Source organism: Leptolyngbya boryana PCC 6306 (genome assembly GCF_000353285.1).
Taxonomy (GTDB): Bacteria; Cyanobacteriota; Cyanobacteriia; order Leptolyngbyales; family Leptolyngbyaceae; genus Leptolyngbya; species Leptolyngbya boryana.
In genome coordinates, this window is sequence record NZ_KB731324.1 from 4,926,360 (window position 1) to 4,939,151 (window position 12,792).

Below are 12,792 nucleotides of genomic sequence, written 5' to 3' on the forward strand. Positions count from 1 at the left end.
CCCTCTCGATCCGGAAAATTGGCAAAAATTTTCCCCAATCAACGCTTCAATAATTCTGCCGCTTGCTTCACAGGCTCTAAGAGATCCAAAGAAACATGCAGGCTATTCAGCGATCGAAACTCATCCGTTTTCACGTCCGCAGGCATTCCGTGAAAATCACTGCCGCCCGTCATTAACAAGCCATACTTGGCGCACATCTCTTTTAACCGTTCTGCCTGCCACAACGTATGACTCGGATGAAAGACTTCCACGCCCATCAAACCCGCTTCGACTAATTCCGGCAGAATATCTTTCACAGGTCTACCTCGATACAGAAACGGATGCGCCCAAACTGGAACCGCCCCACAGTCGCGTAAAAGCTTAATGCCATCGACCGCACTAAATTTTTCATACTGCACAAATGCAGGTTGAGCATCGCCGAGAAATTCATCAAAGGCATCGCGCGTTGATTCTACATACCCCGCTTTTACCATTGCAGCCGCAATATGCGGGCGACCTGGAGCCATGCCTTCACCCATTTCGGGCAGTTCGATCGGATAGCCTAGTACTGCCAATTTATCGATCATTTCTTGAGCGCGACGTTTTCGACCTGCAAGGCGTTCGTTGAGCGGGGGAATTAAGCGATCGCGATCCGGATAAAATCCCAAAATGTGCATTGAGCGATCGCGATAAACAGTACTCAATTCCAAGCCAGGCACAATCTCCAACTCAGGAGGAGCCGCCGCGATAGCTTCATCCCAGCCTGAAACGGTATCATGATCGGTAATTGCAAGCGCCCGGACACCTGATACCAAAGCTGCTTCGACTAGCTCAGTCGGCGTGAGCATTCCGTCAGAGAAAGTTGTGTGGCAATGTAGTTCTAACATGCTTCTAAGTTAACGCATTTTACTTATGCCTGAAGGTCCCGAAATTCGCCAAGCTGCCGATCAACTCGCCGCCGCACTCGTCAATCAACGGGTGACAGAAATGTTCTTTGCGTTTGAGCATCTGAAGCCTTATGAAGCAGAATTTATCGGACATTGTGTGACGGCAGTGCGGACTCGTGGCAAAGGTATGGTGATGAGTTTTAGCAATCAGCTTTACATCTACAGTCATAATCAGCTTTATGGACGTTGGTATGTCCGCAAGTTGCATTCCTATCCACAGACAAATCGACAGCTTAGATTAGCGATTCATGCCAAAAAATCGGCATTGCTTTACAGTGCTTCTGATATCGAAGTACTCCAACATTCAGATCTGGCTACCCATCCCTTTCTGAGCCGAATTGAATTAGATGTACTCGATGAGGCAGTCACCGTAGAACAGATTGCACAACGGTTTCGAGACAAGCGGTTTTATCGACGACAGTTGCCGATTTTATTGTTAGATCAGCATTTTTTAGGTGGATTGGGTAACTATCTTCGCAGTGAAATTTTATTCGTTGCAAAGGTGTTTCCGACCTTACGCCCAGTGGACTGTTCAGACCAGCAAATTGAAGCTCTTTCGCAAGCAGTTCTATCCGTGACTCAGCAATCTTATCAGACGAAAGGAATTACGAATGATTTAGACATAGCAATGCGGCTCAAGACACAAGGCTACAAACGCGGCTACTATCGGCACTATGTTTTTAATCGAGACAATCAACCTTGTTTTGTGTGCGGAACCTCGATCGTCAAAGAAATTCTGGGCGGACGGCGACTATATTACTGTCCACATTGCCAAGCGAAGTAATCATACATCACAGCCTTCAAGGCTTAAGACTCTCTGTATTTCTCTGATTAGATCTTGGCATTTGATACAACGAATCGCTACTCTAGGGTTGCCCCTGAAATTTTCTGGAATTGATGAGCGAAACAAAAGATTTCTTTATCAGCTACAACCGGGCGGATAAACAATGGGCGGAATGGATTGCCTGGACGCTCGATGAAGCGGGATATTCGGTCTTGATTCAGGCATGGGATTTTCGTCCGGGTGGTAATTTTATTTTAGACATGCAGAGGGCAGCCGCAGACTCGAAAAAGACGATCGCGGTTTTGTCAGAGTCTTATCTTAAGTCGTCTTTTACTCAGCCAGAATGGGCGGCAGCATTTGCACAAGATCCGCAATCTCTGGAGCGTAAATTGATTCCGGTACGGGTGAAGGAATGTAAACCAGAAGGAATGCTGCGATCGATTGTTTACATTGATTTGGTGGGACTTGGGCAGGAAGAAGGTCGGCAAGCTTTATTAGATGGGCTGAAGCCAACGGGGAAACCTGCTCAAAAACCAAAATTTCCTGGAGAAGAATCACCAAAGCAAGAAGCTCCAAAAACGGTTGCATATCCAAGTGCATTGAGCCGAGTCCAGCAGGTTGTAGAAAAGGGCTTGCAGAAACGACTTGAAAGCTTAGCAGCAGACTATGAGGCAGTTGCAAATCAGATTAGCTATACCAATAATGCTGCGGATCAGAAAAGATTAGAGCGTCAATTAACTGAAATTGCAGAAAAGATGGAGAAAGTAGCAGCAGAACTTGATAGTTTGGGAAAGTAAGGTGAGCAATCTGTACCAAGTTAAGTTAGAACGATTGGCAAAGCAGAAACAACGCTTGGAGGATTTGACTGCTGATTATCAGGCGATTTCGGACGATATCAGTTCTAAAATTAGCAGTGTAGATCGTCAGCGACTTGAAAGAGATCTCAAGCAATGTGAAAAAGAGATGGAGCGAGTCGCAGAAGTTTGCGATCGACTCGAAGCAGAACTCCAGAAATTTCAGTCGAAAGTAGATGAAACGCAAACATTGATTGACCTTCTTAGCCCAATTCAGTTTGAGGTCGTCATCAAAATTTATCGAAACTGTCTCGCAGAAGGTCGCGCTCGATCGATTCCTGATACTTTAGAAGCGCTTGTTCAGCAGTTGACAGATCTTCCCAAAGACCTGCTTGTACGGTTTGTCGGTCTTCTGATTCGAGAGCCAATTGAACAAAATGCTCTAAAAGCTTGGGCGATTCAACAGGGGATGACTCTACCAGAAGCAGAAGTACGCACAGCCGAAATTTGTCTCATGATCAAGGTAAAGACGCGAGGCAATCCATCGCTTGGATATCTGGTTGAAGCTGCGATCGCTCATGATCCCGATCCCTGGGATTCCAAACTTGAACCGATTAAAACTCCAATCCCGATTCCATTCGCGCCCGACCCAAAACGCGCTCCCGGATATGCTCAAGAAGATTTGCCACAGATTTTAGATCAGCTCCTTGCAACCTGTGGAAGCCAATATCAAATTCCTTTGAGTGATTTGGTGATTCAATGGTTTCTACCGATCGAGCTAATGAGCTTACCGCTAGAGCATTGGCAAATTCAAATTGGCAGAATTCAGAAACAATGTAATGGGTTGAGGTGTAAGGCAGTGATTGTTCGGTCTTCTGATCGGCAGTATTACTTACCCGCATCAGGAGATTGGAAGAAGTATTGGCTGCGTTTGCTAGATTGTCGAGAGTCTCGCTGTGCTCAAACGCTTGAATCTTTAGACCCAATCAAAGGCAGAACGACAATCAACTGGATCAAGACGCAAGTCGTCGGCTGCAAGTTTGTCGAACATCATGAATTGCAGAAACAAGAAAGACTTTGGGATGCGCTATTGGGTCAGGGCTTGCCTGTTGCGCTTTGGATGCGTCAGTCAAAGGGCGATGCTGAGAAAGCTAAAAAAGTGATGCAATCGGTTATGAAATGCTCGATCGCTGAGTTGCCCGATTCTTTAGCAAGACATCGACAAAAGGCTTTATCTCATGACTGCGAGACTGATAGGCTAGAAGCTGCTTCGCTCTGCTTATTGCTGGATAATCCATTTCGCCCCTTTCCGACTATTGATTACCAAAGTGCCTAACTATGCCAAGCTCTAATCGACCCAATTGGAATATCTACCGGGGAGATGGTCAACCTCAAGACTCGATCCAGCTTCCTGCGCCTCCCAGTTGGCGACAGTTTAGAGATGATGCAGAAGGTGCGATCGAGCAGCAACAGAAAAAAGGCGAAACGTTTCAACCCCCTGACGTTGCGATCGAGATGGTGAATGCGGCGTTAGCCTTGCGGCGACCGCTTTTGATTACTGGAAATCCGGGGACTGGGAAATCTTCTTTAGCCTATGCGGTGGCGCGAGAGTTGGGATTAGGAACGGTTCTGAAATGGGCGATTACGACTCGAACAACGCTCAAAGATGGGCTGTATAGTTACGATGCGATCGCTCGGCTTCAAGATGCTCAAGCCAGCGGGCAAGACAATCGACAAGAAACGGGGAATTACATTACTTTGGGTGCTTTGGGAACGGCTTTTCTGGCGGCTGATCTACCGAGAGTATTGTTAATCGATGAAATTGATAAAAGCGATATTGATTTGCCGAATGATTTGCTGAATTTGTTTGAAGATGGGGAGTTTCCGATTCCAGAATTACAACGATTAGAGATGTCGGAGACTCCAGTGCGAACGCTCGATCGAGAAAATGGCAAGCAGCGCAAAGTGACGATTCGAGATGGGGTGGTGCGTTGTCGAGCTTTTCCTTTGGTGATTATGACGAGCAATGGGGAGCGAGATTTTCCGCCGCCTTTTCTGCGTCGGTGTTTGCGGTTGAGAATGCCAAATCCGAGTCCGAAAGAGCTTGAAGCGATCGTAGAAAAGCACTTAGGAGAACAAGCTGCACAGCAGTCGAAAGCTTTGATCGAATGGTTCTGTGAGCAGATTGATGCAGGCGCAATTTTAGCGACAGATCAACTGCTCAATGCGATTCATCTGAGAACTCAGGAGCGAACCAAAGCGACAAAAGAATTCAAGCTCAGCGATTTAGAGCAGCGATTGCTAAAAGATTTGAGTAGTCCAGAGGAGGTGTAAGGTTTGGACTATCCGATCGCACATCTCAAAGCGCTCTTAAGCGATCGTGTAGGACTTGAACTGAGTCCTATCGAATTAGCTGAGATTTTGTGGTTGGCATTGCAGCAAGGAGAGATTGAACCAGATGAATCGGAAACTCCAGCATTACAGACTCCAATAGAACAGAATCAAGAAGTCGAACCCGTTTCAGATCCAATTCGATCGAATTCTGAATCGGCTGCTGTGGTGACAGAACCACCAAAACCTTTGGAAGAAGAGGAAGCCGAGGAATCAGAACCGCGATCGCAAGAATCTGCTTTACCTGTGAAGATTCCAGAGTCAGTTGCATTACGAAATCGCCAAGCAATTGCTCGATCGATTCGTCCGTTGATGCGGAAAGTGGCATCGAAACAACGTAGGTCGATCGATGAAGAGGCAACCGCGATTCAAATTGCTGAAACGCAAACTTGGAGTCCGGTTGTGCAGCCTGATCCGGAGCGATGGTTAGAGTTAGCGATCGTGATTGAGGTGACGAATCTTTTGGAGGTTTGGCGGGATACGATCGCTGAATTTCAGCAATTGATGGAGCGGCATGGGGCATTTCGGACAGTACGAACTTGGCAATTGAAGCCGAATGAAGATGGAGAGCCGCAGCTATTTCTACAGACGGTAGCCGGGTTACGCAGTCGGGCGCGGAGTCCGAGAGAGCTACTGGATTCGGCTGGACGAAGGTTGATTTTATTGCTGAGTGATTGTACTTCGAGGGCTTGGCGTTCAGGAAAGATACCTGAACTCCTGGAATTATGGTCGCAGGAAAATCCAGTAACGATCGTGCAGCTTTTACCGGAGTCGTATTGGGAGCGAAGTGCATTGTCGGCAGGCTATCCGGTTGGGTTGAAGTCGAGATTACCGGGCGCGCTCAGTCGAGATTGGAGCATTGAAGGACTTTCAGCACGACAGCGACAACGATTGCCAGAGGGGTTGAATTTGCCTGTGGTGACGATGCAGCCTGAAGCTTTTCGGCAGTGGGCGAAAGCTCTCTCTGCGATGGATGAGCAGCAAACGATTGGAGTGGTTTTGAATTTACAAGCTTTTCCGATGCCGTCTCTGGCTCAAGCGGCTCCTTTAACGGCAAAACAGTTAGTTCAGCGATTTCGGTCTACTGCGTCTGCAAAGGCTCAAGAACTGGCAGATATGATGGCGGTTTTGCCTGTGAATTGGTCTGTGATTCGGCTGATTCAGAAGAATTTGCCTGCCGATGAGACAGAGAATGCATTGTATTTAGCAGAGATTTTCTTAAGTGGATTGCTGCATCCGATCGATGCTCACTACGATTTTGTCGAAGGAGTGCGGGAGGTCTTGCTGAAAACGATTCCGATTTCTGAGGCTCAGGCGGTTGGGGAAGAGGTGACGGAGGCGGTGTTTAAGCAGTTGCCGTCTGAGGTGCAAGAGCGGGTGAATGCGGATATTTCGCGCAGGTTTGGGGAGGGTTTGAGTTATTTTGAGGCGTTTTTGATTCCGGATTTGCCTTGGGGAGAGTCGGCTGCGAGTGAGATTTTTCCGTTTGCGCGGGTGGGACGGCAGGTGTTGGCACAGTGGGGGGAAGAGTATGCGGCTTGGGCAGAAGAGCTAGCAGGATCGAGTCAAGTTTCGGAAATTCCGCTGTTGCAAGAGTTTGATGAAGCAGCGATCGAGGAAGAGAATGCAGCGATCGCTTGGTTTCGAGAGCGACAATTTGAAGTTCAATCATTCCGATCGAATGAAATGGAAGTGTTCGATCGATTTGCGTTGGATCTGGGCGATCATTACGATGTGCTAGCGCCTGTTCTTATGCAGATGAGACGGGCTTTTTTGCGGAAGCAAAGAGATTTTCACTATGCTTTGGGTGAGATTTCGGAGGAGATGATTTCTCGCTGTGTTGGGTTTGGGCATAACCTTCTGAATGCAGAGTTGCTGACTGAATTTCACTACGATCGAGCAACTAAGATGATTCGAGGAACGATGGCAGATCAGCCTTATCTGGCTGAGTTTTTTATGGGCGAATGGTTTGAGCGATATATCTATCAGAAAGTTGCGAATCTGCTTCGAGAGCGAGATTTGAGGTTTAGCTCTCTGAGTCATGTAACTGTTACTTTGCCTCACCGCGATCGTTTTGAGCTGGATCTATTCTTTTTAGTAGAAGGTCAGCCACTTATGATCGAATGTTTCACTGGCAAAGAAATTGAAAATATCCTCCGCAACGCTTCTCCATATATTGGAATACTAGGATTTCCTAGTTCTCAATTCCTGTCTGTTGGACTAGATCTGACGCGATCGCAGGTTAATAATCCTCCATCTTTTTTAAGTGGGCTAATTATTGCAAATCGAGAAACTTATTTAGCTCAAATTCAAGTAATGCTGGGGATTTTGGGAATTTCTCCTGAGCCTTCACTGCCGACGTTTAGCTTTGAGGTGATTACAGTCAACGAGCGAGGAGAAGTAATCGATCGTCGTCCGGGTCAAGCCAGTTACTATCGAGAAGAACTTGCAAAAGGTGTATTTCTCGATATGGTTGAGATTCCCGGCGGAACCTTTTGGATGGGGGCAGCAGATGGGGAACTAGAAGCGAGAGATAATGAGAAACCTAGGCATCAAGTCACGATCGAGCCTTTCTTTATGGGTAAGTTTACGGTGACTCAGGCGCAATGGAGAGCGATCGCGGAATTGCCAAAAATTAATCGAGACCTTAACCCAGATCCATCGAAATTTAAGGGAAAGAATCGACCTGTTGAGCGGATTTCTTGGGAGGATGCGATCGAGTTTTGCGATCGCCTAAGTCGGAAAACAGGACAGCTTTACCGTCTACCAAGCGAGGCTGAATGGGAATACGCTTGTCGGGCTGGAACAACCACACCGTATCACTTTGGAGAGACGATTACACCTGAAATCGTGAATTATGACGGCAATTACATTTATGCAAATGCGCCAAAAGGGATTTATCGAGAACAAACGATCGAAGTAGGGAGTTTTCCACTGAATGCATTCGGACTATATGACATGCACGGCAATGTTTGGGAATGGTGTGCTGACCCATGGCATGGCAGCTATACGGATTCACCTACTGATGGTCGCGTTTGGAAAATGAGCAATGAAAATGGTTCTCGAATTTTACGCGGCGGCTCTTGGGACAACGATCCGGGGGTCTGCCGTGCTGCGATTCGTATCAGGGGCAGGCGCGGCTACTTCTACTACGGGTGGGGGTTTCGTCTTGCTCTTTCCCGCCCCAGAACTTCTTAACCTTTATTCTTTTACCCTTTTACCCTCTTCCCTTCTACACTCTTTCTTTCTTAAACTCTTCGCGCAAAGCGCGATCGAATTTTTTGGCTCGTTTCCATGTTTCGCACATCTACTTCTGGAAAGCAAATTGTTGGAGAGTTTCGATCGGCAATTTGAAATGTTGGGCAATTTCTTCGATCGTTATCCCTTTTTCTAAAAGCAATGACACTGTAATTTGTAACATTTCTTGCCGTACTTCTTCTCGTCCTGCTCTACGTCCTTCTTGTTCCGCTTCCTGATACGCGCGAGTTTTCTTCAAATCATCTCGTCCCCACATTTCGCACTCCTAATTTTGAGGAGTAAACTTTTGAATTGTTTCGATCGACAATTTGAAATGTTGGGCAATTTCTTCAACTGTCATTCCTTTTCCTAAAAGAAGAGGCACCGTCTTCTCAAGGATTTCTTCCTGACCTTCTTGATAAACGCGAGTTTTTCTAAGGTCATCTCGCCCCCACATTTCGCACTCCTAATTCTTAGAGACAAACTGCTCGATAGTTTCAACGGGCAGTTTGCAGTGTTGAGCAATCTCTTCTACTGTCATGCCCTTCTCCAGAAGTAAGGGAACAGTTACCTTTAAAACCTTTTCTTCACCCGCTTGCTCCGCTTCCTGATATGCGCGAGTCTGTTTTAGATCACCAAGTCCTAACATTTCGCCTATCTCCTGGAAATTTAGCTGTGGAAATTTATAAACAAAAATCGTCTCGATTAATTCTATGAGATTTCGCTGTGCTGTCACATCCGTAAGCTCTTGTCGAGTTCGAGCAATTAATGCCCGTCCTTTTGCTGGAGCCTGTTTTGGTTTCGTTGCGATCAGTTGCAGCAATCCTACACCTATCGATCGTTCTCCCACTTCTGACGACAACTTGTTCAAATAGATGCGCTGCACCCTTGGATTGTCTTCGTACTCTGAATAGTGTTCTGGAATTCCAGGGTCAAAACGTTTTTCAGTAAAGATCACCACTGCTCGCCAATTATGAAATGGTTTGTAGTCCTTCAGATACAGATGAATCTCCCCAAAGAAGCGATAGTAGAAGTTTTCTTCTTCTCTATAAGCCTGAGCTTCCACAAAATAGATGGGTGCTTGACGCATTCGGAGCGGCGGCATGAAAATACCATCAATAGTAAAGCTCGCTTGCTTCACTTCTTGAGAACTAAACCCATAAGTGCTAGTTCGAGGATCACCATCGCCAATCAACTCAAAGAAAGCACTCGGAGCAAGCTGAAAAATTCGATAAAAAATTGAATCCGTTTTCAAAGGTCTATCTCAAATGCAATGCAGCCACAATTAATCCTGCTTCCATAGTTTAATCGAAATTAGAACGGCAATACGATCGCAGCTCTCACTCAAATCCTCTATGTCTGCGGCACTGATGGCGTATTGAATCAAGATTTGTTCAACAAGCGATCGGAGATTCGTTATATTGGAGCCTATCGCGCAGTTTGACCCATTTGACGACCCATTTGACTATGTTGAGCAGTCCCAAAAGCCGAAGAGTTGCCGCAATCCTGGCATTAGCAGGAGCCGTTCCCATTGTGGGTGGCTTCCATCTGGTTGGATTGCATAAGCTGTATTTGGGGCAGCGCTGGTGGTGTTTGATCTATGTTGCACTGGCATTGACTGGGAGTAAAGCAGCTTGGATTGCAGGGCTGTTTGATGCAGCGTTTTATCTGATTCAAAATCCAGATGAGTTTGATGCGAACTTTAATGATCAGCCGCTCCCAGAGACGGGGACGATCGGGGGAACAAAGCCAAATGCGGTCGTTGCAGTTTCCGATAGTTTGCGAGAGCTTGATCAGCTTCGACAAGATGGTTTAATTTCAGAGTATGAATTTGAACAGAAACGGCGGAAATTGCTCGATCGAATCAAATAATCTGGTTCTCCTAAGCAAGGGGAACAGCGTTTAGGGTGTGTGAAAAGTATCAATGATTTCCTCGCTCCGTTCTATCTCGCCCTGGAATAGAATTCCGGGCTAACCGTGCGAAGTCCTTTGAAAAGGACTGAAGACCTGACCTTGATTGGCTGTTAGTCCCTTCAGTGGACTTCGTTCAACTAGCCCTGGACTTTCAGTCCGGGGGCGGGTGAATGCAATGAACGATACTTTTCAAACATCCTCTTAGGGTTTCCCCATGACCCTACCGCAGCGAATCCCTTCTGATGTGAGACAAAAATGCTAAGCTGGCTCTCTTCTTCTCTGCTCAAGTCTAAGATTCAAAACGATCCTTACTACCGCTTCCAGTCGATGGCTGAGATTAAAATCGCGGCAGATTTAGGGATACAAATTGATGTGAATCAAGCAGCAGTCGATGATTGGCTGAGGTTTCCGGGTTTGTCGATTCATCAAGCCAAAACGCTCACGCAAATGAGCGAATTCGGTGTGCAATTTCTTTGTATTGAAGATGTTGCAGCCGCATTAGGCTTATCGGTTCAGCGCTTGAAGCCGTTAGAACCGATTATGAAATTCTGTTATTACGATCCAGAAAGTTTACATCAGATTCAGCGCGTGAATTTGAACACAGCAACGGTGAATGACTTAACTCAAATTCCAGAAATTCGATCCGTATTAGCCAGAGCGATCGTCAGAAATCGACAAATTCGAGGCGAATACAAAAATCTCGTCGATCTTCAGCAACGATTGTCCCTTCCGAGTGAGATGATTGCCAATCTGATGCATTATTTACGGTTCTAAAATGCTCGAAGGCAAGGCAACATTTGAAGTCGGTTCCGCTTTTTATAATCCCAAAGCTGAAATGGTCAGAGATTTGGCAATTTTAGCGGCGGCAATCTATCGACGCGATCGCGGACATTTACGAGTGTTGGATGCGATGGCAGGGTGCGGAGTGCGATCGCTCAGATATGCCCTCGAAAGCCAAGCGGATTTTGTATGGGCAAATGATAGTAATTCTGACATTCAAGGCATTCTGCACCAGAACTTAGCGCAATTGAAATCGAAGCAGTATCGTATTAGCGATCGTGATGCAATTCGAGTCTTTTTTGATTGCTATAACCAGCAGGATTACTATGATTTAGTCGATGTGGATGGCTTTGGCTCTCCAGTTCCCTATGTTCATGCTTGCCTCAGTGCTTGCGCGATCGGGGGAATGATTTACTTAACCAGCACCGATGGGCGAACGGTGACAGGTCGTGCCGCAGACAATTGCCTTTCAGATTATGGCGCAGTAGCTCGAAGTCATCCTGCCATTCATGAACAAGGATTGAGGCTAATTCTCGGCAATGTTCAACAGCAAGCAGCCTCGCGAGGAATGGGGATTGAGCCTGTATTTTCCTACTTTACAGGGCAAACCTATCGAGTCATGGTGCGCTTAGTGTCATCGATTCAATTGAATGAAAAGAACTATGGATTTTTAGGATTTTGTCATGAATGCGGAACCTATCAAACCGTTGGATGGCGAAGTTTAGGTCGATCGCACTGTCCTCATGACCAGCGATGGCTCGTCGTTAGTGGAGCCATGTGGCTTGGAAAACTGCATGATGTTTTGCAGATTACACAAATGATTAAACTTGCAAAAGAATGGGGTTGGATCTCGCAAGTTCGCTTATTAGAACTGATGCAGGCTGAGGCAGAAATGCCGCCCTACTTTTATACCCTAGGGGAGATTGGAAGACGCGGAAAATTAGATATTCCAAAGTCAAATTATTTGATTCAAACGCTGAAAGAACTGGGATATCGAGCGAGTTTAACGCATGTCGATCGTGAAGCAATTAAAACCGATGCTGATTTAAAAACTTGTGTTCGGATAGCTCGAACATTTTCTAGTTGACTTAAATTTAGGAACGGATTACCCTGGGAGTATGGAATTGCAAAAGTTGAGATCTTTTGACAAGTCCTCGCGCTCTAAAGCTAGAGAAGCAATCAGTTAGTTTGAGATTGCTTCCGCGCCCAAAGGCAATAAACACGGTGATTTTATGTATTATCTAAAAGGAATTCCAGACATATAGCGGGCATTGTCAGGAAGCACAATTAGTTAATTGAAATTGGAATTTAAGCCATTTTGATCCCTATTCTTCGACCTGTTTTAAGGTATAGGTCGAAGGTGGAAGATTTTTACCTTTTTTCTAATTTATTAGGGTTTGATGCAAATCATTTTGCGTCCAACACTCGGTTGTGCGATCGAATATTTCACGTTTCAAGATTCGTAGCATTTGAGAAGGACAAAATTTGTATGCTGTCTATTGATGTAAACGTAGCTTATCGTGTCGCTACGTCGAAAGATATTGATGTTTTATTGCAACTGGTTGAAGAGTTTCACAAGTTAGAAAAATTGCCGTTTGATCCCGTACTCGATCGCGTTTCACTTCAGCAATTTTTGCTCAATCCAACCCTCGGAAAAATTTGGCTCATTTACGATCGTAAAAACGTGATTGGTTATGCAGCCGTTACGTTTAGCTACAGTATCGAATTTCGTGGGATCAGTGCAGTTCTAGATGAGTTGTATCTCCGTGCCGACTGTCGAGGGCAAGGAATTGGCACGAAGACGCTGAGATTTGTCGAGGAGTCGTGCCAGCAGATGGGAATTGATGTGATCTCGCTTCTCGTACATCGTGACAACGATCGCGCGAAACAGGTTTATCAAAAAGTAGGCTATGACGATCGCGGGTATCAATTGATGGTGAAAACGATCGCGTGATTAAACATGTAT

General features: G+C 46.0%; 13 protein-coding genes. 9 read left to right on the plus strand and 4 right to left on the minus strand.

Annotation, left to right across the window (positions count from 1 at the left end; translation table 11 throughout):
* Positions 1–38: 38 nt before the first annotated feature.
* Complete coding sequence (locus tag LEPBO_RS0124750; protein ID WP_026148901.1) at positions 39–866, minus strand: PHP domain-containing protein; 828 nt, start codon at positions 864–866, stop codon at positions 39–41.
* 25 nt (positions 867–891) lie between these two features.
* On the opposite strand from LEPBO_RS0124750, the gene nei reads away from it, so the two are divergent.
* From nei to LEPBO_RS44550, 5 genes are all read left to right on the plus strand, one after another.
* Positions 892–1,710 carry an endonuclease VIII gene (nei, locus tag LEPBO_RS0124755; protein ID WP_017290286.1) on the plus strand — a complete coding sequence of 273 codons (819 nt, stop codon included), beginning with the start codon at positions 892–894 and terminating at the stop codon, positions 1,708–1,710.
* A 113-nt stretch (positions 1,711–1,823) separates the two neighbouring features.
* Positions 1,824–2,507, plus strand: a complete 684-nt coding sequence (locus tag LEPBO_RS40305) for a TIR domain-containing protein (RefSeq protein ID WP_017290287.1) — start codon at positions 1,824–1,826, stop codon at positions 2,505–2,507.
* Position 2,508: 1 nt separating this feature from the next.
* Positions 2,509–3,840: a VMAP-C domain-containing protein gene (locus LEPBO_RS0124765; RefSeq protein WP_017290288.1), complete on the plus strand. Its 1,332-nt coding sequence runs from the start codon at positions 2,509–2,511 to the stop codon at positions 3,838–3,840.
* A 2-nt stretch (positions 3,841–3,842) separates the two neighbouring features.
* Positions 3,843–4,838, plus strand: coding sequence for an AAA family ATPase (locus tag LEPBO_RS0124770; protein ID WP_017290289.1), 996 nt, complete (start codon positions 3,843–3,845; stop codon positions 4,836–4,838).
* A 3-nt stretch (positions 4,839–4,841) separates the two neighbouring features.
* Positions 4,842–8,093 carry a formylglycine-generating enzyme family protein gene (locus tag LEPBO_RS44550; RefSeq protein WP_017290290.1) on the plus strand — a complete coding sequence of 1,084 codons (3,252 nt, stop codon included), beginning with the start codon at positions 4,842–4,844 and terminating at the stop codon, positions 8,091–8,093.
* 109 nt (positions 8,094–8,202) lie between these two features.
* On the opposite strand, the gene LEPBO_RS0124785 is transcribed toward LEPBO_RS44550, so the two are convergent.
* From LEPBO_RS0124785 to LEPBO_RS0124795, 3 genes are read right to left on the minus strand one after another with little or no spacing between them, the layout of a single operon-like run.
* Entirely contained in the window at positions 8,203–8,409 is a 207-nt protein-coding gene (locus LEPBO_RS0124785; RefSeq protein WP_017290291.1) for a hypothetical protein, read from the minus strand.
* Positions 8,410–8,418: 9 nt separating this feature from the next.
* Positions 8,419–8,589, minus strand: coding sequence for a helix-turn-helix domain-containing protein (locus LEPBO_RS43415; RefSeq protein WP_017290292.1), 171 nt, complete (start codon positions 8,587–8,589; stop codon positions 8,419–8,421).
* A 9-nt stretch (positions 8,590–8,598) separates the two neighbouring features.
* Positions 8,599–9,387, minus strand: a complete 789-nt coding sequence (locus LEPBO_RS0124795) for an Rpn family recombination-promoting nuclease/putative transposase (protein WP_017290293.1) — start codon at positions 9,385–9,387, stop codon at positions 8,599–8,601.
* Between the two features lie 212 nt (positions 9,388–9,599).
* On the opposite strand from LEPBO_RS0124795, the gene LEPBO_RS0124800 reads away from it, so the two are divergent.
* The 4 genes from LEPBO_RS0124800 to LEPBO_RS0124815 all read left to right on the plus strand — a co-directional run bounded on the left by LEPBO_RS0124800 (position 9,600) and on the right by LEPBO_RS0124815 (position 12,780).
* The gene (locus LEPBO_RS0124800) at positions 9,600–10,004 is read left to right on the plus strand and encodes an SHOCT domain-containing protein (protein ID WP_017290294.1); all 405 of its coding nucleotides are present in this window, start codon (positions 9,600–9,602) and stop codon (positions 10,002–10,004) included.
* A gap of 297 nt (positions 10,005–10,301) precedes the next feature.
* The gene (locus LEPBO_RS0124805) at positions 10,302–10,820 is read left to right on the plus strand and encodes a ComEA family DNA-binding protein (protein WP_017290295.1); all 519 of its coding nucleotides are present in this window, start codon (positions 10,302–10,304) and stop codon (positions 10,818–10,820) included.
* 1 nt (position 10,821) lies between these two features.
* Positions 10,822–11,913: a hypothetical protein gene (locus LEPBO_RS0124810; RefSeq protein ID WP_017290296.1), complete on the plus strand. Its 1,092-nt coding sequence runs from the start codon at positions 10,822–10,824 to the stop codon at positions 11,911–11,913.
* A 402-nt stretch (positions 11,914–12,315) separates the two neighbouring features.
* Positions 12,316–12,780, plus strand: a complete 465-nt coding sequence (locus LEPBO_RS0124815; RefSeq protein ID WP_017290297.1) for a GNAT family N-acetyltransferase — start codon at positions 12,316–12,318, stop codon at positions 12,778–12,780.
* The last annotated feature ends 12 nt before the right edge of the window (positions 12,781–12,792 follow it).

What these genes read in the sequence shown, in the direction of transcription:
- LEPBO_RS0124750 (WP_026148901.1), bottom strand. Translation starts at nt 866, where the DNA reads ATGTTAGAACTACATTGCCACACAACTTTCTCTGACGGAATGCTCACG.
- LEPBO_RS0124815 (WP_017290297.1), top strand. Translation starts at nt 12,316, where the DNA reads ATGCTGTCTATTGATGTAAACGTAGCTTATCGTGTCGCTACGTCGAAA.
- nei (WP_017290286.1), top strand. Translation starts at nt 892, where the DNA reads ATGCCTGAAGGTCCCGAAATTCGCCAAGCTGCCGATCAACTCGCCGCC.
- LEPBO_RS0124810 (WP_017290296.1), top strand. Translation starts at nt 10,822, where the DNA reads ATGCTCGAAGGCAAGGCAACATTTGAAGTCGGTTCCGCTTTTTATAAT.
- LEPBO_RS0124800 (WP_017290294.1), top strand. Translation starts at nt 9,600, where the DNA reads ATGTTGAGCAGTCCCAAAAGCCGAAGAGTTGCCGCAATCCTGGCATTA.
- LEPBO_RS0124785 (WP_017290291.1), bottom strand. Translation starts at nt 8,409, where the DNA reads ATGTGGGGACGAGATGATTTGAAGAAAACTCGCGCGTATCAGGAAGCG.
- LEPBO_RS0124770 (WP_017290289.1), top strand. Translation starts at nt 3,843, where the DNA reads ATGCCAAGCTCTAATCGACCCAATTGGAATATCTACCGGGGAGATGGT.
- LEPBO_RS40305 (WP_017290287.1), top strand. Translation starts at nt 1,824, where the DNA reads ATGAGCGAAACAAAAGATTTCTTTATCAGCTACAACCGGGCGGATAAA.
- LEPBO_RS0124805 (WP_017290295.1), top strand. Translation starts at nt 10,302, where the DNA reads ATGCTAAGCTGGCTCTCTTCTTCTCTGCTCAAGTCTAAGATTCAAAAC.
- LEPBO_RS43415 (WP_017290292.1), bottom strand. Translation starts at nt 8,589, where the DNA reads ATGTGGGGGCGAGATGACCTTAGAAAAACTCGCGTTTATCAAGAAGGT.